This is a genomic window from Desulfomicrobium baculatum DSM 4028 (assembly GCF_000023225.1).
GTDB classification, from domain to species: Bacteria; Desulfobacterota; Desulfovibrionia; order Desulfovibrionales; family Desulfomicrobiaceae; genus Desulfomicrobium; species Desulfomicrobium baculatum.
Window position 1 is genome coordinate 1,221,992 of the sequence record NC_013173.1, and the last position, 20,263, is coordinate 1,242,254.

The 20,263-nt window shown below is 56.2% G+C and carries 26 protein-coding genes; 11 read left to right on the top strand and 15 right to left on the bottom strand.

Translation table 11 applies throughout. From position 1 onward, the window contains the following. Positions 1-16: 16 nt before the first annotated feature. The 14 genes from DBAC_RS17705 to bioB all read right to left on the bottom strand — a co-directional run bounded on the left by DBAC_RS17705 (position 17) and on the right by bioB (position 10,489). Complete coding sequence (locus DBAC_RS17705; protein ID WP_015773313.1) at positions 17-982, bottom strand: phosphotransferase enzyme family protein; 966 nt, start codon at positions 980-982, stop codon at positions 17-19. After that, positions 976-1,149, bottom strand: coding sequence for a hypothetical protein (locus DBAC_RS19210; RefSeq protein ID WP_015773314.1), 174 nt, complete (start codon positions 1,147-1,149; stop codon positions 976-978). Before DBAC_RS19210 ends, DBAC_RS17705 begins: the two co-directional genes overlap by 7 nt. Next, complete coding sequence (locus DBAC_RS20025; RefSeq protein ID WP_015773315.1) at positions 1,146-1,523, bottom strand: type II toxin-antitoxin system RelE/ParE family toxin; 378 nt, start codon at positions 1,521-1,523, stop codon at positions 1,146-1,148. Before DBAC_RS20025 ends, DBAC_RS19210 begins: the two co-directional genes overlap by 4 nt. Beyond that, the gene (locus DBAC_RS05660; RefSeq protein WP_015773316.1) at positions 1,520-1,750 is read right to left on the bottom strand and encodes an addiction module protein; all 231 of its coding nucleotides are present in this window, start codon (positions 1,748-1,750) and stop codon (positions 1,520-1,522) included. Before DBAC_RS05660 ends, DBAC_RS20025 begins: the two co-directional genes overlap by 4 nt. 246 nt (positions 1,751-1,996) lie before the next feature. Next, positions 1,997-3,298 (bottom strand): uracil permease, encoded by a 1,302-nt coding sequence (uraA, locus tag DBAC_RS05665; RefSeq protein ID WP_015773317.1) that lies wholly within the window; start codon positions 3,296-3,298, stop codon positions 1,997-1,999. Between the two features lie 294 nt (positions 3,299-3,592). Beyond that, positions 3,593-4,678, bottom strand: a complete 1,086-nt coding sequence (locus tag DBAC_RS05670; RefSeq protein ID WP_015773318.1) for a glycosyltransferase family 2 protein — start codon at positions 4,676-4,678, stop codon at positions 3,593-3,595. Positions 4,679-4,731: 53 nt separating this feature from the next. Next, the gene (gene bioD, locus DBAC_RS05675) at positions 4,732-5,430 is read right to left on the bottom strand and encodes a dethiobiotin synthase (RefSeq protein ID WP_015773319.1); all 699 of its coding nucleotides are present in this window, start codon (positions 5,428-5,430) and stop codon (positions 4,732-4,734) included. Next, positions 5,427-6,581, bottom strand: coding sequence for an aminotransferase class I/II-fold pyridoxal phosphate-dependent enzyme (locus DBAC_RS05680; RefSeq protein WP_015773320.1), 1,155 nt, complete (start codon positions 6,579-6,581; stop codon positions 5,427-5,429). The genes bioD and DBAC_RS05680 overlap by 4 nt, the downstream gene beginning before the upstream one ends. Next, the gene (locus tag DBAC_RS05685) at positions 6,551-6,958 is read right to left on the bottom strand and encodes a hypothetical protein (RefSeq protein WP_015773321.1); all 408 of its coding nucleotides are present in this window, start codon (positions 6,956-6,958) and stop codon (positions 6,551-6,553) included. Before DBAC_RS05685 ends, DBAC_RS05680 begins: the two co-directional genes overlap by 31 nt. Next, on the bottom strand, positions 6,949-8,112 hold the full coding sequence (locus DBAC_RS05690) for a beta-ketoacyl-[acyl-carrier-protein] synthase family protein (RefSeq protein ID WP_015773322.1): 1,164 nt from the start codon (positions 8,110-8,112) through the stop codon (positions 6,949-6,951). Before DBAC_RS05690 ends, DBAC_RS05685 begins: the two co-directional genes overlap by 10 nt. A gap of 1 nt (position 8,113) precedes the next feature. Beyond that, positions 8,114-8,494 (bottom strand): acyl carrier protein, encoded by a 381-nt coding sequence (locus tag DBAC_RS05695; protein WP_015773323.1) that lies wholly within the window; start codon positions 8,492-8,494, stop codon positions 8,114-8,116. Next, positions 8,491-9,225 carry an SDR family NAD(P)-dependent oxidoreductase gene (locus DBAC_RS05700; RefSeq protein WP_015773324.1) on the bottom strand — a complete coding sequence of 245 codons (735 nt, stop codon included), beginning with the start codon at positions 9,223-9,225 and terminating at the stop codon, positions 8,491-8,493. Before DBAC_RS05700 ends, DBAC_RS05695 begins: the two co-directional genes overlap by 4 nt. Continuing rightward, positions 9,222-9,530 carry an ApeI family dehydratase gene (locus DBAC_RS18740; RefSeq protein ID WP_015773325.1) on the bottom strand — a complete coding sequence of 103 codons (309 nt, stop codon included), beginning with the start codon at positions 9,528-9,530 and terminating at the stop codon, positions 9,222-9,224. Before DBAC_RS18740 ends, DBAC_RS05700 begins: the two co-directional genes overlap by 4 nt. Further along, entirely contained in the window at positions 9,521-10,489 is a 969-nt protein-coding gene (bioB, locus tag DBAC_RS05710) for a biotin synthase BioB (protein WP_015773326.1), read from the bottom strand. The genes DBAC_RS18740 and bioB overlap by 10 nt, the downstream gene beginning before the upstream one ends. A gap of 125 nt (positions 10,490-10,614) precedes the next feature. Here bioB and mgtE point away from each other — a divergent pair, with 125 nt between their 5' ends. Continuing rightward, a complete protein-coding gene (gene mgtE, locus DBAC_RS05715) occupies positions 10,615-11,949 on the top strand; it encodes a magnesium transporter (RefSeq protein WP_015773327.1) in 1,335 nt (444 codons plus the stop codon). A 12-nt stretch (positions 11,950-11,961) separates the two neighbouring features. On the opposite strand, the gene DBAC_RS05720 is transcribed toward mgtE, so the two are convergent. Beyond that, a complete protein-coding gene (locus DBAC_RS05720; protein WP_015773328.1) occupies positions 11,962-12,393 on the bottom strand; it encodes a CBS domain-containing protein in 432 nt (143 codons plus the stop codon). A gap of 152 nt (positions 12,394-12,545) precedes the next feature. On the opposite strand from DBAC_RS05720, the gene DBAC_RS05725 reads away from it, so the two are divergent. From DBAC_RS05725 to DBAC_RS05770, 10 genes are all read left to right on the top strand, one after another. Then, on the top strand, positions 12,546-13,217 hold the full coding sequence (locus tag DBAC_RS05725) for a protein-L-isoaspartate(D-aspartate) O-methyltransferase (protein WP_015773329.1): 672 nt from the start codon (positions 12,546-12,548) through the stop codon (positions 13,215-13,217). A 115-nt stretch (positions 13,218-13,332) separates the two neighbouring features. Continuing rightward, on the top strand, positions 13,333-14,241 hold the full coding sequence (locus DBAC_RS05730; RefSeq protein WP_015773330.1) for an Mrp/NBP35 family ATP-binding protein: 909 nt from the start codon (positions 13,333-13,335) through the stop codon (positions 14,239-14,241). A 19-nt stretch (positions 14,242-14,260) separates the two neighbouring features. Next, the gene (locus tag DBAC_RS05735; protein ID WP_015773331.1) at positions 14,261-14,863 is read left to right on the top strand and encodes a lytic transglycosylase domain-containing protein; all 603 of its coding nucleotides are present in this window, start codon (positions 14,261-14,263) and stop codon (positions 14,861-14,863) included. Positions 14,864-14,869: 6 nt separating this feature from the next. Continuing rightward, complete coding sequence (gene pgsA / locus DBAC_RS05740; protein WP_015773332.1) at positions 14,870-15,409, top strand: CDP-diacylglycerol--glycerol-3-phosphate 3-phosphatidyltransferase; 540 nt, start codon at positions 14,870-14,872, stop codon at positions 15,407-15,409. A gap of 134 nt (positions 15,410-15,543) precedes the next feature. Next, the gene (locus tag DBAC_RS05745) at positions 15,544-16,626 is read left to right on the top strand and encodes a type IV pilus twitching motility protein PilT (RefSeq protein ID WP_015773333.1); all 1,083 of its coding nucleotides are present in this window, start codon (positions 15,544-15,546) and stop codon (positions 16,624-16,626) included. 1 nt (position 16,627) lies between these two features. Continuing rightward, a complete protein-coding gene (locus DBAC_RS05750) occupies positions 16,628-17,803 on the top strand; it encodes a type IV pilus twitching motility protein PilT (protein WP_015773334.1) in 1,176 nt (391 codons plus the stop codon). Positions 17,804-17,812: 9 nt separating this feature from the next. Beyond that, positions 17,813-18,397: a zinc-ribbon domain-containing protein gene (locus DBAC_RS05755; protein WP_015773335.1), complete on the top strand. Its 585-nt coding sequence runs from the start codon at positions 17,813-17,815 to the stop codon at positions 18,395-18,397. Positions 18,398-18,400: 3 nt separating this feature from the next. Beyond that, positions 18,401-18,682: an FtsB family cell division protein gene (locus tag DBAC_RS20030; RefSeq protein ID WP_043810484.1), complete on the top strand. Its 282-nt coding sequence runs from the start codon at positions 18,401-18,403 to the stop codon at positions 18,680-18,682. 1 nt (position 18,683) lies between these two features. Next, positions 18,684-19,436 (top strand): tetratricopeptide repeat protein, encoded by a 753-nt coding sequence (locus tag DBAC_RS05765; protein ID WP_015773336.1) that lies wholly within the window; start codon positions 18,684-18,686, stop codon positions 19,434-19,436. Between the two features lie 132 nt (positions 19,437-19,568). After that, positions 19,569-20,261 (top strand): hypothetical protein, encoded by a 693-nt coding sequence (locus tag DBAC_RS05770; protein ID WP_015773337.1) that lies wholly within the window; start codon positions 19,569-19,571, stop codon positions 20,259-20,261. Positions 20,262-20,263 lie beyond the last annotated feature (2 nt).

Consider the following 20,263-nt stretch of genomic DNA (forward strand, 5'->3'; position numbering starts at 1 on the left):
CCCCGGAGCGCAATTTTCAGAACGCCTTGTCTCGCCCGAAGAACCGATTTTCCAGGGTCCTCATATAGAAGACCTCGAACTGGGTCATCTCTGTATCGCCTCGCCGCAACCATTCCGCCAACCAGGCCACGCGCAGGGCCAGAGTCCAGGTCGGCAGGTGCGTTTCCAGCCTGCTGTCCAGCAGGCCGCAGCCGCGCAGGGTCTTCAGAAAGGCAGTGATGAAGGGGCCGCTCAGGGCGTTTTCGTCTTCGCTGCCTACGCAGCCCAGGATCAGGGCCATGTCGTGCAGGACGCATTTGGGTCCGCAGAATTCCCAGTCGATGGCGCCCAGGATGCGGTCCGTGCCCCAGATCATGTTCAGAGGGTGGGGATCGCCGTGACAGAAAGCCACAGGCAGACTGGCGCAGGACTCAAGCTTTCGCTCGATGAGAGAAAAGACGGGGGTAAGCTCCGCGCAGACGTTCGGATGCAGCCTTCTGGCGTCATTCACGATTTTTCGGACATAGCCGTGCAGGTCAAAGACGTCTTCATGCACGGCCATATTCTGGCTCGCCTGCCGCAGATCACGCAGAAACAGAGCCAGGGCCTTGCCGCGCCATGCATCCCGCCATGAGCCCTCTGGGTTGAGTTCAATCCCCTCCAGAAAAGGCGTCAGCTGCCAGTTCCGGCTGCCGACACGTTGCGTGAAACTCCCGTCAAGTCCGGTCTGAGGCGCAGCCACGGGCAATGCCTTGGCTTCCAGATGAGCGATGCGAGCGGCGATCAGCCTTTTGCGTGGCAAGGTTCGGGAATCGAGTTCTTCCAGGAAATGGCGCGAGCCGCCGGCGTCCACTACCACTCTGTACAGGCAGCGCTCGGGGCTGCCCTGGATGGAAATGCGGGGATGAATGGCTTCGAAAGTCAGGCCCCAGCAGTTCAAAATGTCGCGCAGTAGTTCGTTAGATGGATGCAGGGCGGGCTTAGGGGAAGGGGGGTTCACCATTTGCGGTTTACGTAGCGGATGACGAAGAAGGCCAGCACGGCGATGACCACGGCCATCGCCGTCAGCAAGCCGAAGATGTCCGTTCTTTTACCGATGAAGCGCAAGGCCCCCATGGTCAGCACCCCGACCACTCCGCCGATCCACAGCAAGATGGTTTGTTTTTTCAAGGTTGCCCTGCTTCATTGCGGGACGTGAAGGTTTTTCTTCCTGTTGTCCCGGATGGCTCGGTTTCGTAAGGAGCTTTGTTTTCGCTGAGTCGATCGATCCAATACCCGGGCCGTCGGTGCGAATTAGCCACCGCCACGATTTCAAGATACCCGAATTTTATGTGGTAAATGATCGAAAATGGAAACCGCTTTATGAAACAACGACGTGTTCGTGTCGTAAAGGGACTCCAGGCTTCGGGATTTCTTGTCAGGCGGATTACGGCGGCGTGGACTTCTTCCGTGAAGGCAAGGCCCAGACCAGGTTCGCATTCTTCATAGTGTTCGACCGCGTGTACCAGTTCGGCGCGAGCCAGGGGATGGAACCTGAACTTCATCGGCCAAGACGCTGTCGAATGTCGGCAAAAACCTCTTCGCCGGGGATGGTGCGCACCGTGCCTGAATTCAGTTCATCGATGCGACGCTCCGCTTCGACCGCCCAGGCCTGCTCAATTTCTTCATCGGCGGGTGCGTTGAGACTTTCAAGGAGTTTTTCCACAATACGAATCCGGTCTTCGCAAGGCAGGGACAGGAGTTGTTCCGTCAGTTTTGTCGTAGCTGTCATCAGCGCGCCCTCCCATGACCTTTGACGTGAAACGGAAATTACAGTCGATGATTGAGTGCCTTTCAATGTAAACTTCTATCGTGGGCATGACGACAAATCAAGCCCGGTCGTTTCGGGTGGAAAGGACAACTTTGTCATAACAAAGGGCAGGTTGCGTTTCTTTCGAAACGCACCTGCCCGGGTGAGGTCGGTCGTCTTACTGTCTGAAAGTTTACGCAAATCTGCAAGAGCGAACAAGCGTACGCTTTATAAAACGGGTTCCTCATAGTCCGCCGGCTGATTGGTCAGGCCGAGGTGCTCCAGAAGATGGAAGATCATGGACAAGAGCATGCCCACCACCGTGCCCAGGGCCATGCCCTTGAGCTGTACCGTGCCGATGTGCAGAGCCGTGCCGCTCAGGCCTACGATGAGGACCACGGCGGTCAGGATCAGGTTGGCGGGCTTGGAGTAGTCGACCTTGGCTTCGACCAGCATGCGGATGCCCGAGGCGGCGATGACGCCGAAGAGCAGGATGCAGATGCCGCCCATGACCGGGGTGGGTATGGACTGGATAAAGGCCGAGAGCTTGCCGACAAAGGCCAGGCAAATGGAGATGATCGCCGCGCCGCCGATGACCCACACGGAATAGACGCGGGTGATGGCCATGACGCCGATGTTTTCGCCGTACGTGGTCACCGGCACGGAGCCCATGAAGCCCGAGAGTGTGGTGGCGATGCCGTCGCCCAGCAGCGAGCGGTGCAGTCCGGGATCCTTGACCAGATCGCGGCCGATGATGTTTCCGGTGACGACCAGGTGTCCGATGTGCTCGGAGATGACCACCAGAGAGGCCGGGATGATGACCAGGATCATGTTGATGTCGAACTTGGGCAGGTACACCGTGGGAAAGGAGACGATCGGAGCAGTGGTGATGGTCGCGAAGTCGACCATGCCCATGCCGATGGCCACCAGGTAGCCGACGATGATGCCGACCAGGACCGGGATGACGGCCATGAAGCCCCGAAAGACAATGGACCCGAAGGCGACGACCAGCAGGGTGACCATGGAGACGATAATGGCGTCGGTATTATAGGCCCCGGAATCGTCCGGCATGATGCCGGCCATGCCCGTGGCCACGCCGGCCAGTTCCAGGCCGATCAGGGCGACGATGGGGCCCATGGTGGCTGGCGGCAGCACGACTTTGATCCAGTCGGAGCCGAAGCGGCCAATGATGAGGGCCACGGTGCAGAAGATGAGGCCCGAGGCGATGAAGCCGCCCAGCGCGTAGGAGTAGTTGCCTCCCCACAGGGCCTGGTCAGCGCCGAGCACGACGAAGACCGGAGAGAGAAACGCGAAGCTCGAACCCAGGAATGCGGGCGCTTTGCCCTTGCAGATGAAGAGGTAGATGAGCGTTCCGATGCCGTTCATGAGCAGCACGATGGCCGGATCGATCTTGAACAGGGTCGGCACCAGCACCGACGCGCCGAACATGGCGAACAGATGTTGCAGGCTCAAGGGAAATCCCTGAAGTAATGGTACCTTTTCATCGACTTGAATGATTCTTCTGCTCATGGGTTTCTCCCTTCGAAAAAGATGTGTAGCAAGGCCAAATGGGCCCGTCCCGCGCACACGCCAAACGGGGTTCGCCACGCAAACCCCAAAACTGCAACGTCGTACAAGCAGGGGCTGTCGTGGTCAAGGATGTCCTTTTCGCAAGGAGGATTTCCGGCGATGCGCGGCCTCATGACGCGGGTGACGGGAGCGAGGAGGACTCGGTCTGGGCGGAAGGGGTGTCGATGCGGCCAAGGCGATGTGAACCGTCCCTCCATGCCCGGTCCATGCAGGCGTTGTGCGCCGACACGGGACTTAGAGCAGATAGTGGAAATCAAACTTTGATTCGGATTCCTCCGCGAAGGAGCGCGGCAATGTCTGCGTGTCAATGCGTTCAAGCCGGGATACGCCGACAATATCGGCCAGGTAGGTGAAGAATCCGGCATGCGTTGCAGGGGCGGAGTTGTCTGGCATCGGAATCGAGCGCAGTGCAAGGTCCTGTTCGACGGCCGACATGATGGACGGATATCGTCCGAAAACCTTGGTAAAGGACTGGACGACTTCGGCAAAAACGACGTCGTGCCCTTCGCCCTGATGCAGTTCGGCCAGCACAAGCAGGATTTTGGCCAGCTCAATATAGACCAGGATTTGCGCGTCGTAGGTGTCGGCGAGTCGAACAGCATGCAGCAGTTCGTCGGTGAAGACGCGGACGATCGCCTCGGGACCTCGGGATTCGAGAATGCTTCTGTAGGATTGGAAATAGTAGACGCCGTCGCGTCGAACCTGGGCAGCGCGTCGGATCTTGCGCGTTTGACGGACGGTGCCGGTCTGGTGAAGCGCGATATCGTGACCGGCTTGCGTGATCTTGCGGCAAAGATGCCAGTCTTCATGGGTTCGCTGCTCGTACCCTTCGAGGCCGCGCACCGCATCGTACACCTTTTTTCGCAGCAGCCATATTTCGCCGGATGCGAAGGCTGGACGCTCCGGAACAGGCTGGAACCGGGATCTGATATTGAGGGCGTGGGACAGGGTGTCGCCAAGATCGGAAGCCAGGGGCTGCGCTCCCACCAGACCGAAATTGGGGTGCTCAGCCATGAACGAGAGGGCGCTCGGTAGCCAGATCCGGTCGCAGACGATGTCGCTGTCAATGGAAAAGATGAAATCCGTGCGCGCATGGCCGATGCCCGTGCGTTTGGCTGCGGCCGGACCCAGGTTTGCCGGGTGGCGAAGAACTTCGACGCCGCCGGGGCAGTTCGGCACGGCCGGCGGCACGAAGGCTTCCTCCGATCCGTCGTCGACGACGATGACGGCCTGGACCAGGTTTCCGAAGAGACGGATTCGTTCAAGCTGCGTCCGCGCAAAGTCGTGATCGTTGTACGTGTAGGTGACGAGGGTCAGCATGGGGTTCTCCTGCGTCCGCGTTATTGGCTTCGTTGCGCCTGGCGTGCGCCCCGTCAGGTCTTGCGTATGAGAATATGATCGCTGAACGCAGTGCCGACCACGGATAGCGCCGATTGCGGCGGGGAAGACAGGTCGGTGATGCGACCGATGACACCGTGCACAGGCAGCCCGGAGAAGTTTTCGATGGCCGCGCTGTTTTCGGCCCTGTCCAGTTTTGGAGTGGCGTCCGTGGGGTCGGTCAGAACCACGCCCAGGCAGCGGGCCTTGCGGGCCCTCAGGGCTTCCAGGGTCAAGAGGGTGTGATTGATGGTGCCAAGCCCCGCGCGGCCGGCTACGAGCACAGAGGCGCCGGTCTCCAGGGCCAGATCGAGCATGGTTTTTTGCGCCGTGATCGGCACCAGCAGGCCTCCGGCGCCTTCGACCACGGTGACCTCATGGCGCTGGGCATGGGCGGCGATGAAGCGGCGCAGGGCGTCGAAGTCCACGGGCTCTCCGGCAAAAAGCGGGGCTTTGGGCAGGGGGCGGAGGGAATGGATGCAGTCCGCCGGCGCCATGCCCCGGGGCAGCCCGCCGGGCAGGTGGCGGTGCACGAACGCCGCGTCGGAGTCATGCTCCGCGTCAAGGCAGCCGGTCTGTACGGGTTTGAGGTATATTGCGTCTGTCACGGCCAAAAGCCGCATGAGGAGCAGACTGAGTACCGTCTTGCCCACGTCCGTGTCCGTGCCGGTGATGAAGAGGATCGTGCCGGTCATGTGCTCTCCTTTTGAATCAAGCTGGACAGGGCATCGCGCAGTCGGAGCACGTCGGCCACGTCATGTTCGGCGGTCAGGCAGACGCGCAAAATTGCCTGGCCCAGGGGCACCGTGGGGTAGCGGGCCGCGAAAACCACAATTCCCTCTTCCCGCAACTTCGTGGCCAGACGCTGGCAACGGTTCTCGTCGCCGACTTCCAGGCTCAGGATATGCGCGTTGCCACCGATGCACAGCCCGGTTTTGGAGAGCTCCTCCCGGGCCAGGTCTCCCAGACGGCGCAGATGCTCACGCTGCTCCCCGCACTGGCGAACGCGCTCCAGCATGGCCAGGACCATGTCTCCGTGCCAGGGCGGCAGGGCCGTGGTGTAGATGAAGCCCTGCCCGAAGTGGATCAGGTGTTCGCGCACGACGGCCGGGCAGAGGATGAAGGCGCCGAACATCCCGAATGCCTTGCCCAGCGTGCCCACGGCCACATCGGCGACCCCGCCCGCCAGGCCCCTGCCCCCCTCGCCCAGGACCCCGAAGGCGTGAGCTTCGTCCACGATGCACAGAAATCCGAACTCGTCCTTGAGGCATTTCACGGCGTTGAAATCCGGGCTGTCGCCGTCCATGCTGAACAGGGATTCGGTCAGCACAGCCTGCGCCGGATAGGTTTCAAGCAGTTTGCGCAGGTGGCCCATGCGGTTGTGGCGGAAAGTGTGGAACCCCGCCCGGCTGTGCCGCACTCCGGCCACGGTGCTGGCGTGGGCGCGCTTGTCGAGCAGCAGGGTGTCCTTCTCGGAAAAAAGGGTGGCGATGAGTGTAAGGTTGGCTAAAAATCCGCTGCCCAGGATCAGGCAGGACTCGTATCCAAAATACTCGGCCAGAGCCTGCTCCGCTTCCAGGGTGGAGCGGGTCGTGCCCGTGACCAGGCGCGATGAGCCGGAGCCGCTGCCGAAGCGGCGACAAAGCTCCGCCAGTTTTTCGGCCATATCTCTGTCCTGGGCCAGACCCAGGAAATCATTGGAGGAAAAATTGAGGTGCGGCTGGCCATCCAGAATCACGCGCGCGCCATGATGCCCGGTCATGGGTAAAAGCTCGCGACCGAGACCGGCCTGACGGCGGGCTGCGATGTCGTTCTTCAAGCGCTGGATGAAGTTTTCGTCAGGCATGTGAAACGGCTCTGAAAGAGGGTGTCCAAAGAGGTGGGCCGGGCATCGTGTCCGATGAGAATCCGGCATGTCGGGCCGTCGTTGACTGTCACGGCGTAGCTTGCGCCGGCTTTGGTTTCGGCGATCATGTTCGCCCGAATGGTCAGGGGCTCGGTTCCGAGGTCCGGATCATAGAGAAGGTCGGCCACGGATACAAGGTAGGCCTGAATCTGAAAACCGTGGCGGTGGCGCAGGTGCATGCCGCAGGTCTGGGCCATGGCTTCAAGGGCCAGATACGGCGGCAAGGAAGGGGTGCGTGTCACGATTTCGCGTTCGTCGCAGAAGAGGATGGCGTCCAGGGCCGTGGAAGGGTCGAAGCTGGAGAAATCTAGATCCAAGGCCGCACCCCCAGACAGGCGTTCTGTCCGCCAAAGCCGAAGCTCTGCACGAGCAGGTTGCGCGGACGCAGTCGCAGGGGAGCACGCAGCAGGGGCAGGTCGTCGCGGCATGGGTTTTCAAGGCCGGCGATGGGCGGGAAAGAGCCCTGTCCGGCGCAAACAAGCCCCAGGGCCAGCTCCGCGCAGCCGCAGGCCGCAGCCAGGTGGCCGATCCGGGACTTGAAGGCGGCGATGCCCATGGCCTGCGGCACGGTCCGGGCCAGAATTTCTCCTTCCACCTCGTCATTGAGGACCGTGCCGGTGCCGTGCGCCACGACGCAGAGATTTTCGTCGCCAAGGTCTTTGAGGCAGCGCCGCACCGCCGTGCAGGCCGCTTGTCCGGTGGTGTCCGGGCCGGTCAGGCTGCCGCCGTCCAGGGATGAGGAGGCGCTGACGATTTCCGCCAGAATTCCGGCTCCGCGAGCCTGGGCATGCTCCAGACACTCCAATGTAAAGACCGCCCCGCCTTCGCCGATGGCAAACCCGCTGCGACCCTGGTCAAAGGGTCTGCAGGCCAGTTCCGGGCGCTTAAAATCCGTGGCCAGGACTCCGGCTTGCTTATAGGCGCGGACAGCCTCCGGCGAGAGGCGTGAATCCCCGCCACCGGCCAGGGCCACGTCCGCAAGTCCTGCTTTCACGGCGCGAAAGGCCTGTCCCAGCGCTTGGGTCGAAGCCGCGCAGGCGGTCAGAATGGTCAGGTTTTCGCCGTGTACGCCCAGCATCTCGGCCATGACCGCGGTCACCGTGTTGGGAAGATAGTCCAGAAGCCACAGGGCCTTGTCTTCCCGTGGCCGGGCCTGCAGATTTGGGCCGAGGCCCAGGAAAAGTCCGGCCTCAGCCAGGTCGTCCGGGCCGAGCCCCGCATCGTCCACGGCCCTGACGGCGGCGGCCAGACAGAGTTGCTGGCCACGGGTCAGGTAGCGGGCGTTCTTGCAGCGGCCGACATGGGATTTGAGATCAAAATCGGATACCGGGCAGATCGCGACCTGCGAATCCGTCGAAGATCGAAGAAATGGGCCGTGGGGTTCCTGCAGCGCGGAAAACACGTCCTCCCTGCTGGAGCCAAGGGGCAGCACGAATCCGCTGCCGGTGACGACAACCCGGCGGTTGTCCATCTCAGTTTCCGGCCGGGGCGGGCGTTGCGGCCTCGGCATAGGCGACAAGATCGCGCACCTGCAGCACCGGGCCAGCGGACAGGCCATCCAGGATTTCGTGCAGCCGGGGCTCGGACAGATATGGGTATTCCGCTTTCAAGGCGGACAGAGCCTCGACGTTGTCACGCGCGGCCCGGTTCAGGACGATGCGCACATTTTTCAGAAAAAGCAGGTCGTCATCCACGGCGATGCCCAGCTTGTGCTGCATGGCTACACCGATTTCAAGCAGGTCGATGGATTCGGCTTTGAGAGTCCGTATGACGTAGGTCTCGGGCGTGATGTCGGCCGGGTCCAGGTCCAGGATTTCGGCCAGTATGGAGCAGATGGTCGGGAAAGGGTTCATGCGTATTTTTGCGCCGTCAGTCCGGCGTCCATGGTGATGGTTGTGCAGGTCAGGGCCAGGGCCTGGTCGGAGAGCAGGAACAGGAGCGTGCCCGCCGCCTGGTCCACGGTCACGATTATATTCTTCAGGTCGCGCCGCCTGTCTTCCTTGTCCAGAAAGCGTTCTCCGCGTCCCGCGTCCACAAGTCCAAGACGCAGGCTCAGACCTGAGATGCCGCGCGGGCCCAGTTCCAGGGCGAGGCTTTGGTAAAGCCCTTCGGCCGCTCTTTTGGCCGCGCCGTAAAATCCCTGGCCGGGCGCAGGCAGGGCGGCGGCGGTGGAGGAAACGTGCAGGAGTCTGCCGAAGCGGCGGGCCAGCATGGAACGGGTCACCGTTTTGAGCAGCAGCAGCCGGTTTGCGACACCAGCTTGGAAATATGCGTCCATGTCGGCTTCACCGGCCGCCGCCAGAAGGACTTCGTGATCCGCATGGGCCAGATCGACCAGATAATCCACTCCGGCTTCAAGAATGGGGGCAAGCGACGTCTGGCTGGCCTTGTCACTGAAGTCCAGCCACGGACTTTGCCCCGCAAGTTCCGGGAATTTTTGGCTTATGGCGGCTTTTCCCGCTTCCGAGGCGTGTGTCGGAATGACTGCAAGGCCCTCTTCAAGCAGCAGGGCGGTCAGGGCCAGGCCTATGGAATTGCCGCCTCCGAGGACGAGGACGGTTTTGCCGCGAAAGTCGAGCATCATGGCGTGATCCTGCCCTGGGCGAAAATCGCGCCTTCGCGGCGCAAGGTGCACAGATACGTCTCTCCCTGTTCTTCGATGCCCAGCGCGTATGTCCCGGGGGAGGCGAAACGGGAAAAGGAGAAGCGGTGAATGCGCAGCGGCCCTCGGCATCCGCGATGGTCCGCGATGACCTGCATGCAGAGGCCCGCGATGAGTGAGCCGGGCACCACCGGATTGCCGGGGAAATGCCCGTTGAAGCAGGCGTCGGCCCGGTCGAAGGATACCGATAGCCGCAGAGGATCTTTCGAGACAAGGCTTAAATCCATTTTCCCTGCTCCAGCATGCGCAGATCCGCTTCCAGGTTGCGGCCCTTGGTGGTCAGGTAGTTGCCGATCATCATGCCGTTGGCTCCGGCCAGGGGCAGCCAGGACTGGTAGTCGCCCAGAACCCGCTCCCGGCCGCCGGCGATGGTGATGCTTACCTGCGGGAGCATCAGGCGGAACAGGGCCACGGACTTGAGGGCGTCGTGCGCCGAAAGGAGCGGGCTGGCCTCAAGCGGCGTGCCCGGTATGGGGGACAGGAAATTGAGCGGCACCGTGTCGACGTCCAGTTCGGCCAGAGTGGCGGCCAACTCGATGCGCTGCGCCCATGATTCACCAAGGCCGAGAATGCCGCCCGAACATATTTTGAGTCCGTGCTCCTTGGCCAGGCGGATGGTGGCGATATCCTCGTCGTAGGAGTGCGTCGTGCAGATGGACGGAAAATGGGAGCGGGCCGTTTCCAGGTTGTGGTGGTAGCGGGTCAGCCCGGCCTGCACCAGACGGCGTGCATAGTCATTGTTCAAAAGTCCTAGGGAGGCGCTCAGTTCAAGCGTCGTGCGGGACCTCAGCGTTTCGATGCAGGCGCAGATGCGCGTGATTTCATCGCTGGAGAGCATCAGTCCGCTGGTGACCAGCGAATAGCAACTGGCTCCGGCCTTGTGCATGGCCAGCCCGTTTTCGATCAGTTCGTCCAGCGGGAGCAGCGGATGGTTCGGGCTGCCTGTAGTGTAATGTCCGCTTTGGGCGCAGAACCTGCAATCCTGGGAGCAGGTCCCGGATTTGGCATTGGTGATGGAACAGGTGAAGGGGCGGTGTCCCATGGCCCTGGTGACGGAGTTCGCCGCGAATAGCAGTTCGGTGGTGTGATCGCTTTCAAGCCCGGCCAAAAGGCGGCCCTGCTCTTCGGTCAATGGCGTGCCGTCGAGGATCTGGCTGGTAAGGCGTGTAATCAGTGGATGCAGCATGGTTTTCCTGTGAGAGGGGCATTAATCGTGGCCGATAAGCGTTGTCAAATTGCACTGTGTTTTTTCAGCGTCAATTTGAAGAGCCTTTTGACCTCGCAACCCGATTAGGCTACCGAGCAGCTGTCATGAATGCAAAGAAAAATTCCGATCCCACGCCCATGGACCACGCTTCCGTGCAGTGGTTGGCAACCTCCCTGGACAGCCAGCATCCGGCCGATACAGCCGATGAGCTGGAAAATCTGTCTCTGACGGAACAGCTCGAATATATTAAGGAAATGGACGTGGAGGACGCTTCGGAGTCCATCACCGAAATGGAGCGTCACGACCGCAACGCGCTCATGACCCAGCTTGCACCGGATTTTGCCGCAGCCATCCTGGAGGCCATGTCGCCGGATGACGCGGCCGATATTCTCGAAGATCTCGACACCGACATCCGCGCCCGCATTTTCAAGAAACTGGAGCGCGAAGACGCCAAGGAAATCTCGGACCTGCTGCAGTTCGATCCGGATTCCGCCGGCGGCGTCATGAATACGGAGATTCTGGCCCTGGATCATTCCATGAACGCGCAGCAGGCCATCAATCTGATACGCGACCGGGTCGAAGAAACCGAGATTCCCTACTATGCGTATGTCGTTGACGAGTTCCGGCATCTTCGGGGCGTCTTGTCCCTGCGGGATCTCCTTGTGAGCCCTGGCCGGACCCTGCTCAAAGAGCTTCTGCACGAGCAGAACCTGATTTACGTGTCTTTTGACGTGGACAAGGAAGAGGTTGCCCGGCTCATCAGCCGCTACAATTTTCTGGCCCTTCCCGTTGTCGACCACGAACAGCGCCTGCTGGGCATGGTCACCGTCGACGACGTCATCGACATCATCCAGGAGGAAGCCAGCGAGGACATGCAGTCCATGGTCGGTGCGGGCCGGGACGAAACCGTGGATTCCCCGTGGACGTATTCCCTGCGCGTGCGACTGCCCTGGCTGATCCTGAACGTGCTCAATTCCGCCGTGTCCGCCTTTGTGGTCCATATGTTCGAGGGGACCATCGCGCAGATGGCCATTCTGGCCGCGCTCATGCCCATCGTCGCCAATCAGGCCGGAAATACGGGACAGCAGGCCCTTGCGGTCATGATCAGACAGCTGGCCATGGAACGGTTCAACCGCAAGAAAAGTTGGGTGGCGGTGTTGCGTGAAGCCAAGATCGGAACGGCCAACGGGCTCATCGTCGGTACGCTGGTTTTTCTCGGCCTCTTCACCTGGACGCACAACCTCGGCTTGGCCGTGGTCATGGCCGTGGCCCTGGGCCTCGACATGCTTATCGGCGCTGTGGCCGGAGCGTCCATTCCCCTCGTACTCAAGGAAATCGGTCGCGATCCGGCCCAGGCCTCAAGCATCTTTCTGACGACGTTGACGGACAGTCTTGGCTTTTTCACCTTTCTGGGGCTGGCCGCCGTTTTTCTTTTCTAGAAGGGCGCGGCCTTAGTCTTCCTGCTCCACTGCATCCAAGAGATCAATGGTCAGCCGCAGGAAATCGGCTTCGGTGATGATCCCGCACAGCTTGTCCTCGCAAATCACGGGCAGGCATCCGTACTTCTCTTCCAGCAACAATCTGGCGGCCTCTTTCAAAGACAGGTCCGCGGCGACGGTGACCACATCGAGCTGCATGATCTCGCGAATGGGAATTCCGGACTCGATTTCATCCTGGGTCTGGCGATCGATGCCGGCCAGCTCGGAGATGGTGGCGGCCAGGATGTCGCGGTGCGTAAGCAGGCCCGTGAATTTGCCCTGGCTGTCGACGATGGGGATGTGGCGGATGCGGGCCAGGTCCATCAGATCCTTGGCCGCGCTCAGACTTTCGTTGTGATTCAGGGTGAAAACGTCCTTGGTCATGATATCTTTAACCTGGAACATGGCATTCTCCTTTTTGGGGTATTCTTTCCGATTCCAGCATCGTGGGCAAGAAAAAGGTTGGCGCAGGCATCGCACGCGGGTCCTTGGCGAGGTCCGAGTTGACTTGGGTGGTGAAATCTGGTTTGCAACCTTCTTTATGGTAATGATTTCCAATGAATCGCGCAGGCCGGGAGAGCTTCACGTTGAAGGGATTTCTTCGCAATCGGGAAAGGATGGTGCGGGAGCAGATCGAAGCCAGGGGGATCACCGACGAACGCGTGCTCTCCGTGATGCGTCAGGTTCCCAGGCATCTCTTTGTCGATGAAGCCCTGCAGATGCAAGCCTATGGAGATCATCCCGTGCCCATCGGTCTTGGGCAGACACTTTCTCAACCATACATAGTCGCCCTGATGACGTCGCTCCTTGTTGTGCGTCCACGCATGCGCATCCTTGAAATAGGCACCGGCTCCGGGTATCAGGCCGCCATACTTGCGGCCATGGGAGCGGAGGTCTTCACCGTGGAGCGGATCAAGCAACTGTACATGACTTCCCGCAGCCGTCTCTTGCAGATGAAATACTTCAACGTGCGGGTCAAACTCGACGACGGAACCCTGGGCTGGCCCGAGCTTGGCCCTTTTGATCGCATCATCGTCACCGCCGGAGGCCCCGAGGTGCCTGCGCCTCTGCTGGAACAACTGACGGATCCGGGCATCATGCTCATCCCCGTGGGTGGAACCAGAAGGGACCAGCGGCTCTTTAGAATTTTCAAGAAGGAAGGGCGGATCCATCAGGAAGACCACGGCTCCGTCGCCTTCGTCGACCTGGTTGGCTCGCACGGCTGGTGAGTCCCGGCGCTACGGAGAATCGAAAGGTTCTGCGCATGCTGCCTGCCGATAAATACATATCTGCCCCAAGCGGTCGATCAGACCGGCGGTGGATGCACATATCTCTGGAGGAAAAATGTCCGAAACCAATTCGTCCTGTTCCAGCTGCTCCGGCAAAAAGACCCTAGGCTCGATCCAGGACAGCCCGGAATCAAAGATCGAACGCCAGGACAAGGTCATCGCCAGCACCCTGTCCAAGATCAAATACAAACTTTTCGTCATGAGCGGCAAAGGCGGGGTGGGCAAAAGCTCCGTATCCACCAATCTGGCTGCGGCCCTGGCCATCAAGGGGTACAAGGTCGGGCTGCTTGACGTCGATATCCACGGACCCAGCGTGCCGCATCTGCTTGGGTTGACCGGCCTCCTGGACATCGATCCGCAGAAGGGCATCCAGCCCAAGCGCTACAGCGAGAATCTGGCCGTCGTGTCCATGGAGTCCCTGCTCAAGGACCCGGACCAGGCCGTGCTTTGGAAAGGTCCCATGAAGACCTCGGCCATACGCCAGTTCGTGTCGGATGTGGACTGGGGCGAGCTGGATTTTCTGGTGATTGATTCCCCGCCCGGCACGGGAGACGAACCGATGGCCGTACTGAAGACAGTCCCCGACGCCTTGTGCATCGTCATCACGACGCCTCAAGAAATTTCTTTGGCAGACGTGCGAAAATCGATTAACTTTCTGCAGTACGTGAAGGCGAACATTCTCGGTGTCGTTGAAAACATGAGCGGCCTCATCTGTCCGCATTGTTCGCAGAAGATCGATCTGTTCAAAAGAGGCGGGGGAGAGGAGCTTGCCAAGAAGTACTCGCTGCCGTTTCTTGGGTCCATTCCGCTTGATCCGGTTACCGTGGTCGCCGGGGATTTGGGCAAGCCTGTCGTCATGCTCGATGTCGAATGTCCGGCCAAGACGGCCTTGCTTGCAATGGCGGAGCGGGTCATCGTCGCTGCCGAAAACAGTCTGGAAGCCGTGTCGAGCAGTCATGTATAGGTAAGAAGGTGACGCGAATATGATACGTGTTTTTGTACTTTCTTTTCTTCTTGCCTTTCAGTTTTTGCTTTTGGCCGGGCAAAACGTTCAGGCTAAAGGCATTTACTATATGGTCAAGGAAGATGGAACTCTTTGCATAACGGACATTCCTAATTCAAGAAAGTACAAGCCATACAAGTTTGAAAAGACTATCAATTATATTCGGAATGCAATAGTCGCATTTAAGCGTGATCACAGAAGTGTAGAAGAAGTAAATGCCATAGTCTCTGGTTTGTGCTCTAAATATGCGGTTGATAAAAAACTTGTTATGGCGGTGATTGATGTTGAATCCGGATTCAATGCAGCCGCTGTTTCCACTGCAGGGGCTCAAGGCTTGATGCAGATCATGCCTGAAACCGGAAGAGACCTTGATTTAGAGGATCCTTTTGATCCGTCGGAAAATATCGATGCAGGAATCCGTTATTTGCGGTACCTGCTTGATACATTTCCAGATAGGCGTCTTGCTGTCGCGGCATATAACGCAGGGCCAAATGCCGTAAAGAAATATGGGGGGATTCCCCCCTACGCCGAAACTCAAAATTATGTCGAAAAAGTTTGGGCTCGACTTCAATATTATGAATAAAACAACATGATGAACGTACCAAACGCACTTACAGTGTTTCGAATATTGGCGGTGCCTTTCATTATCGCCTTATTGTATTTTCCCTCGCGGTCAACCTGTCTGCTCGCGACTGTCCTCTTTCTTGTCGCGATCCTTACAGATCTGGCAGACGGTTTTTGGGCCAGAAAATACAACCAAGTCACCAATTTCGGAAAATTTCTCGATCCGTTGGCGGACAAGATACTCATCGCATCGGTATTGATCATGCTTGTCGAGCTGAACTGGATTCCTGCATGGGTCGCAATTATCGTCATTATCCGGGAATTGCTTGTCACTGGACTGCGGGCCATAGCCGCGGATAAGGGCCAGGTTATCGCGGCAGACAAATATGGAAAGATGAAGACCATCATGCAGAGCGTCGCCCTGGTTCCGCTTATTTATCACTTCCCTTTGTTCGGTATTGATACTGCGAAATTGGGATTTGTATTGCTGCTTGTGGCGGTGGTGCTCACTTTGTATTCAGGGTGGAATTATCTCTACACCTTTTATCGGATTTGGGGAGACTGAAGTTTGCATTTTGTTTCTCTGAATTTTAGTGTACAGACAATGCCAACCTATTTGAACTGAAGGGTGTGACAAGAATCTGCTTGGTGATCAAAAATTTTCGATTTTGCGAAACGTTCCTGTGGAGGACGGCATAAATGGCTCAAATAGATGCCTTTTTTAAAATGATGCATGAGCTTGGGGCCTCGGATCTTCATCTGTCATCAGGTTCGCAGCCGATTATCCGTCTGCATGGTGAAATGCAGCGCATCAAATACAAATTTCTTGAGCATGAAGAACTCAAGAAAATGCTCTACGAAATAACTCCAGAAAATAAGATCAAGACATTCGAAGAAAGCGGTGATGTGGACTTCTCCTACGAAGTCACTCATTTGGCTCGGTACCGCGCCAATTTCTTTTTGCAGAAGCGTGGAATCGGGGCGGTTTTTCGAGAAATTCCGCAAAAAATCCTTACCATCGAGGAACTGGGCCTGCCGAGCATCCTGAAGAATCTGGCTTTATTGCCCAAGGGACTGGTATTGGTCACCGGCCCTACGGGTAGCGGTAAATCCACCACTCTGGCCGCCATTGTCGATTACGTGAACAAGATCCGCAAGGATCATATCCTGACCATCGAAGACCCCATCGAATTCGTACACGAACCGCAGAGCTGCCTGATCAACCAGCGTGAAGTCGGCCGGGACACCATGTCTTTCAGCGCCGCCTTGCGCGGGGCGCTACGCGAGGACCCGGACATCATTCTGGTCGGCGAAATGCGAGACCTCGAAACCATTCAGCTGGCTCTTGAGGCGGCCGAGACCGGCCATCTGGTTTTTGCGACCCTGCATACCATCTCCGCCTCGAAAACCATCGACCGCATCATCGAGGTCTTTCCCGGTGATTTACAGGGTCAGATTCGCTCCGGCCTTGCCGACTCCCTGCGGGCCATCATTGCGCAGAACCTTTTCAAGCGCATAGACAGACCCGGGCGCGTTGCCGGCATTGAAGTCCTCATCGCCACCCCTGCCGTGCGAAACCTGATCCGCGAAAACAAGATTTTTCAGATCAACTCCGTTATCGAGACCGGACGAAAGTTCGGCATGCAGAGCATCGACGACGCCATCATGAAGCTTCTCACCGCCGGTGTCATCGACGCTGAGCAAGCATACAACAAGGCTGCCACGAAGTCGAAATTCAGGGAATTTCTCACCACTCCGCCCCAAGATTTCACCGAGGTGTAATATGCAGAGAGCGCATCTTGATCATATTTTGCATCAGGTTCTCGATTTTGCACCTGATACCTCAGATATTCTTTTTACTGTGAACAAGCTTGTGCAGGCGGAAGTTCATGGCGAGCTCGTCAATGCGAAGATAGAACCAAATCCGGGGCCGCTACTGCCCATCCAGGTTGAAGCTGTGGCCATGTGCCTCATGGGCCGCAATATCCGCCTTTACGAGGACCAACTGCGCACAGGGTCTTGCGATCTTTCCTACGAGCTGCCGGGCCGTTGCCGTTTCAGGGTCAACATTCTGGGGCAGAAGGGCTCCTTGGCCATAGTCATGCGCAAATTGACCTCCGTCGTGCCCACGATCAACGATCTCTCCCTCCCGGAAGTTTTTTACGAGATGTCCAAGGAGAAGTACGGTCTCATTCTGGTCACTGGCGCCACAGGCACAGGTAAGACTACCTCCCTTGCCGCCCTCATCGACAATATAAACCAGATGCACCGCAAGCATATCGTCACTCTTGAGGATCCCATCGAATATGTCCACGAGCACAAACTCGGGACCGTGAACCAACGTGAACTCGGACTTGATTTCGACTCTTTCGCTTCAGGTCTTCGGGCCGCATTGCGCCAGGCGCCAAAGGTCATCCTGGTGGGTGAAATACGTGATCGCGAGACCATCACCATCGCTCTGGAAGCTGCGGAGACAGGTCATCTCGTACTCGGCACCCTGCACACCAGCGACACTGGTCAGACTATCAACCGTATTATCGGCATGTTTGAACTGGCTGAAGAGCGCTTGATACGTTCACGTCTGGCAGAAAGCCTCAAATATGTCGTTTCGCAACGTTTGATGCCTCGTTTGGGAGGAGGGCGCGTTCCGGCTTTTGAAGTTTTGAAGTCGAACCTGCGTGTCAAAGAAGTCATTTACAACGGTGAGAGTGAAGACAAGACCTTTTATAATATTGTTGAATCCGGTGATGCCTACGGCATGATCACTTTCGACAAATTCATAGCCAACCAATTTTACGAAAATATAATTTCCGAAGATATTGCCATGCTGCACGGGTCGGATAAATCTCGTTTGGCCCAGATGATCGACAAGATCAAAACCGCCCGTGGAGAGAAGGTTACGGATATTGAAGGCCTTGAGCTTGATCACGACTATGAGCGTAAGAGCTCCTTTTTTTGAGAGGTAAGAATGGATATCACCTGTTCTCATTGTAAATCCAGTTTTGTGATTCCGGACGACCGTATTCCTGAAACTAAAAAGTTCAAACTCAATTGCCCAAAATGCAGAGAGCCCATCGTTGTAGATCAGGAGAGCGCAGATGAGAAAATTGCCGCTCCAGAGCATTTTCCCCATGATGCGACGGTAGCGTTTTTGTTTGTCAAAAATAAGAAATTGGCAGAGAGGATTGGCCTTTTTTTGAAATCAAGAGGTATATTTGTTTCTGAGACCACACTTATTCACGAAGCGTTGGATAAAGTTCGAATTAACTACTATAATATACTTATTCTCGAAGAATCGGAGCAGGCGAAAGCCATTTTGGGTGTTGTTAGAAAATGGAACGGATTGCGCCGGCGGGATGTAAACATCATTCTGGTCGAAGCTGCTTGCAAGAGTCTGCATTCAAATGAAGCCTTTTTCAGAGGCGTCAATTCTGTTATCAGTGAAGCAGATAATGAAAGAATAGAAAACATCCTTGACTTGGCATTGGGTGAATTTAAAAGTTACAGTGAGCCATGGGCTGTCGCTGCAAAAAGATTGCACATGAAAGGGTAACTCATGATTCATGGTAAAAAGCAAATTTTTCTTTTTCTACTGTGCGTAGTAAACATTTTTCTTGTTTTCAAGATATTCGATGATGATAGCGGATTGCCTGTGTATAAAGATTTGAAAATCAAGATAGATGGCGTGCAAGAAAAGATAGATGATGTTGATCTTCGAAATAGGCAAATCAGTTCTGAAATACGTATTCTCAAAAAGAATGACCAATACGTTAATAGATTGATTAAACGAGAGCTATTTTACGTCGCTGACAACGAACTGATGTATATACTGAAATAATATGAACGATACACTACACCTTTTCGATGAACTTCTTGAGCATGATTCCGGCTCGAAGATATTTTTCCCATTGGCTCGATTGTATCGCAAGCAAGGTCATACACAAAGAGCGATCGAGATCGTACAGAAAGGAATAGAGCATCATCCCGATTATCTTGAGGCTCAGTTGTACCTGATCGAGCTTTTGAGCGAAGTCGGCGACACCTCGGCTGCGGAAAACAAGGCTTTTGGCGTGTTTTCCAAGCTGCTCTCCTACGAGAAGTTCTGGGTCAGCCTGCGCGCTCATTATGCAAAATCCCAGCGATCCGACTTGGCCCTGGCTTCTTTTCTGGTGGAACGAAACGCCCGAGGCGAAGATGTGGATCTTCTCAAGCTCTTGACCTACGGCATAGGCCACTACACAGAACTGATCTCTTCCGATTCTCCAAGCGTCGAGCCGGAGCAGGATCTGGATGCTGAAGAGGTCGCCCAGATTTGTCTCAATTCCGGAATCAAGACAAAAACCATGGCCAAACTCCTTGTGGCTCAAGGAGAATTCGCGCAGGCGATAAAGATTTATGACGGCCTGCTTGAAGGAGTGGTCAACGAGGATGAACGAAATGAGTTGAACCTGCTGCGAGCCAACGCACACAAGGAATTGGGAAGCATGCCTGATCCGGAAGCTGAAAAAAATAACAAGCTTTTTTTCGTTTTGAATACCTTGGCCGATCGCCTGGAGCAGAAAACCGACCTGCAGTCCTCAAATGCCGATTGAAAGTTCGCGATGAAATTCTCTCTTGATTCTTTTTTGGCTCAACTATAGGTCCTTATATCTTTTCTTTTTTTGCATGAGTTTTCATTTGTTCGGCTCTATTTTATTCAATTCCAATCGATTCTGAGAGACTTTATGAAATTTATTATTCCAGTTTGTGTTTTGTTTCTACTTGTTGCGTGTAAGCCTGTTAAAGTTACACAACAGTACTACAATGATTATGTCAACCCAGTAGCAAGTATTGATTACGAAGACACTGTTTCTGCAAATATCCCTGCAGAATTATTGGATGATTATTATACTGTCGACAGCAAGATCGTTCGGTTGGCAAACCAGCTTGATCTTTTCGATTCACGGATTGATAGCGACATGATTGAAAATCAAAAATCAATTCATCCGTGGATCAAACAGATGGCGATTTTTGATCAGGACCAGCTTTTTATTTCCGGTGACGACACGCTCGGGTTTGATCCGCAAATCCGTGCAGAATTAGTGGGCTTGGCTCCTGAAAAAGACAGAAATTTTTTGTTTAAAAACAATCGACAATTTTTTATTCATGTAATTTCTATGCCTGACGGACAATATAAAGCGACCGTTGTTGAAATTGACATGGACATTCTTGCTGCTGAAATTCCAAATCATAGAACCGTGATAGCCATCGATGACCAGATTTGCGGACCAGCAATTGCTAATCTTCCCGAAGCATGCATAAACTTGAGAAATTCAACCAAATATTCTGGAAGTATTGAGATTGATGGTAATAACTGGTATTGGATCAGAAGCATGGGTTCTGACAACCTTGTATATTTATATCTGACTCAAGAGTAATT

What these genes read in the sequence shown, in the direction of transcription:
- DBAC_RS17705 (WP_015773313.1), bottom strand. Translation starts at nt 982, where the DNA reads ATGGTGAACCCCCCTTCCCCTAAGCCCGCCCTGCATCCATCTAACGAA.
- DBAC_RS20025 (WP_015773315.1), bottom strand. Translation starts at nt 1,523, where the DNA reads ATGAAGTTCAGGTTCCATCCCCTGGCTCGCGCCGAACTGGTACACGCG.
- DBAC_RS05660 (WP_015773316.1), bottom strand. Translation starts at nt 1,750, where the DNA reads ATGACAGCTACGACAAAACTGACGGAACAACTCCTGTCCCTGCCTTGC.
- uraA (WP_015773317.1), bottom strand. Translation starts at nt 3,298, where the DNA reads ATGAGCAGAAGAATCATTCAAGTCGATGAAAAGGTACCATTACTTCAG.
- DBAC_RS05670 (WP_015773318.1), bottom strand. Translation starts at nt 4,678, where the DNA reads ATGCTGACCCTCGTCACCTACACGTACAACGATCACGACTTTGCGCGG.
- bioD (WP_015773319.1), bottom strand. Translation starts at nt 5,430, where the DNA reads ATGACCGGCACGATCCTCTTCATCACCGGCACGGACACGGACGTGGGC.
- DBAC_RS05680 (WP_015773320.1), bottom strand. Translation starts at nt 6,581, where the DNA reads ATGCCTGACGAAAACTTCATCCAGCGCTTGAAGAACGACATCGCAGCC.
- DBAC_RS05690 (WP_015773322.1), bottom strand. Translation starts at nt 8,112, where the DNA reads ATGGACAACCGCCGGGTTGTCGTCACCGGCAGCGGATTCGTGCTGCCC.
- DBAC_RS05695 (WP_015773323.1), bottom strand. Translation starts at nt 8,494, where the DNA reads ATGAACCCTTTCCCGACCATCTGCTCCATACTGGCCGAAATCCTGGAC.
- DBAC_RS05700 (WP_015773324.1), bottom strand. Translation starts at nt 9,225, where the DNA reads ATGATGCTCGACTTTCGCGGCAAAACCGTCCTCGTCCTCGGAGGCGGC.
- DBAC_RS18740 (WP_015773325.1), bottom strand. Translation starts at nt 9,530, where the DNA reads ATGGATTTAAGCCTTGTCTCGAAAGATCCTCTGCGGCTATCGGTATCC.
- bioB (WP_015773326.1), bottom strand. Translation starts at nt 10,489, where the DNA reads ATGCTGCATCCACTGATTACACGCCTTACCAGCCAGATCCTCGACGGC.
- mgtE (WP_015773327.1), top strand. Translation starts at nt 10,615, where the DNA reads ATGAATGCAAAGAAAAATTCCGATCCCACGCCCATGGACCACGCTTCC.
- DBAC_RS05720 (WP_015773328.1), bottom strand. Translation starts at nt 12,393, where the DNA reads ATGTTCCAGGTTAAAGATATCATGACCAAGGACGTTTTCACCCTGAAT.
- DBAC_RS05725 (WP_015773329.1), top strand. Translation starts at nt 12,546, where the DNA reads ATGAATCGCGCAGGCCGGGAGAGCTTCACGTTGAAGGGATTTCTTCGC.
- DBAC_RS05730 (WP_015773330.1), top strand. Translation starts at nt 13,333, where the DNA reads ATGTCCGAAACCAATTCGTCCTGTTCCAGCTGCTCCGGCAAAAAGACC.
- DBAC_RS05735 (WP_015773331.1), top strand. Translation starts at nt 14,261, where the DNA reads ATGATACGTGTTTTTGTACTTTCTTTTCTTCTTGCCTTTCAGTTTTTG.
- pgsA (WP_015773332.1), top strand. Translation starts at nt 14,870, where the DNA reads ATGATGAACGTACCAAACGCACTTACAGTGTTTCGAATATTGGCGGTG.
- DBAC_RS05745 (WP_015773333.1), top strand. Translation starts at nt 15,544, where the DNA reads ATGGCTCAAATAGATGCCTTTTTTAAAATGATGCATGAGCTTGGGGCC.
- DBAC_RS05750 (WP_015773334.1), top strand. Translation starts at nt 16,628, where the DNA reads ATGCAGAGAGCGCATCTTGATCATATTTTGCATCAGGTTCTCGATTTT.
- DBAC_RS05755 (WP_015773335.1), top strand. Translation starts at nt 17,813, where the DNA reads ATGGATATCACCTGTTCTCATTGTAAATCCAGTTTTGTGATTCCGGAC.
- DBAC_RS20030 (WP_043810484.1), top strand. Translation starts at nt 18,401, where the DNA reads ATGATTCATGGTAAAAAGCAAATTTTTCTTTTTCTACTGTGCGTAGTA.
- DBAC_RS05765 (WP_015773336.1), top strand. Translation starts at nt 18,684, where the DNA reads ATGAACGATACACTACACCTTTTCGATGAACTTCTTGAGCATGATTCC.
- DBAC_RS05770 (WP_015773337.1), top strand. Translation starts at nt 19,569, where the DNA reads ATGAAATTTATTATTCCAGTTTGTGTTTTGTTTCTACTTGTTGCGTGT.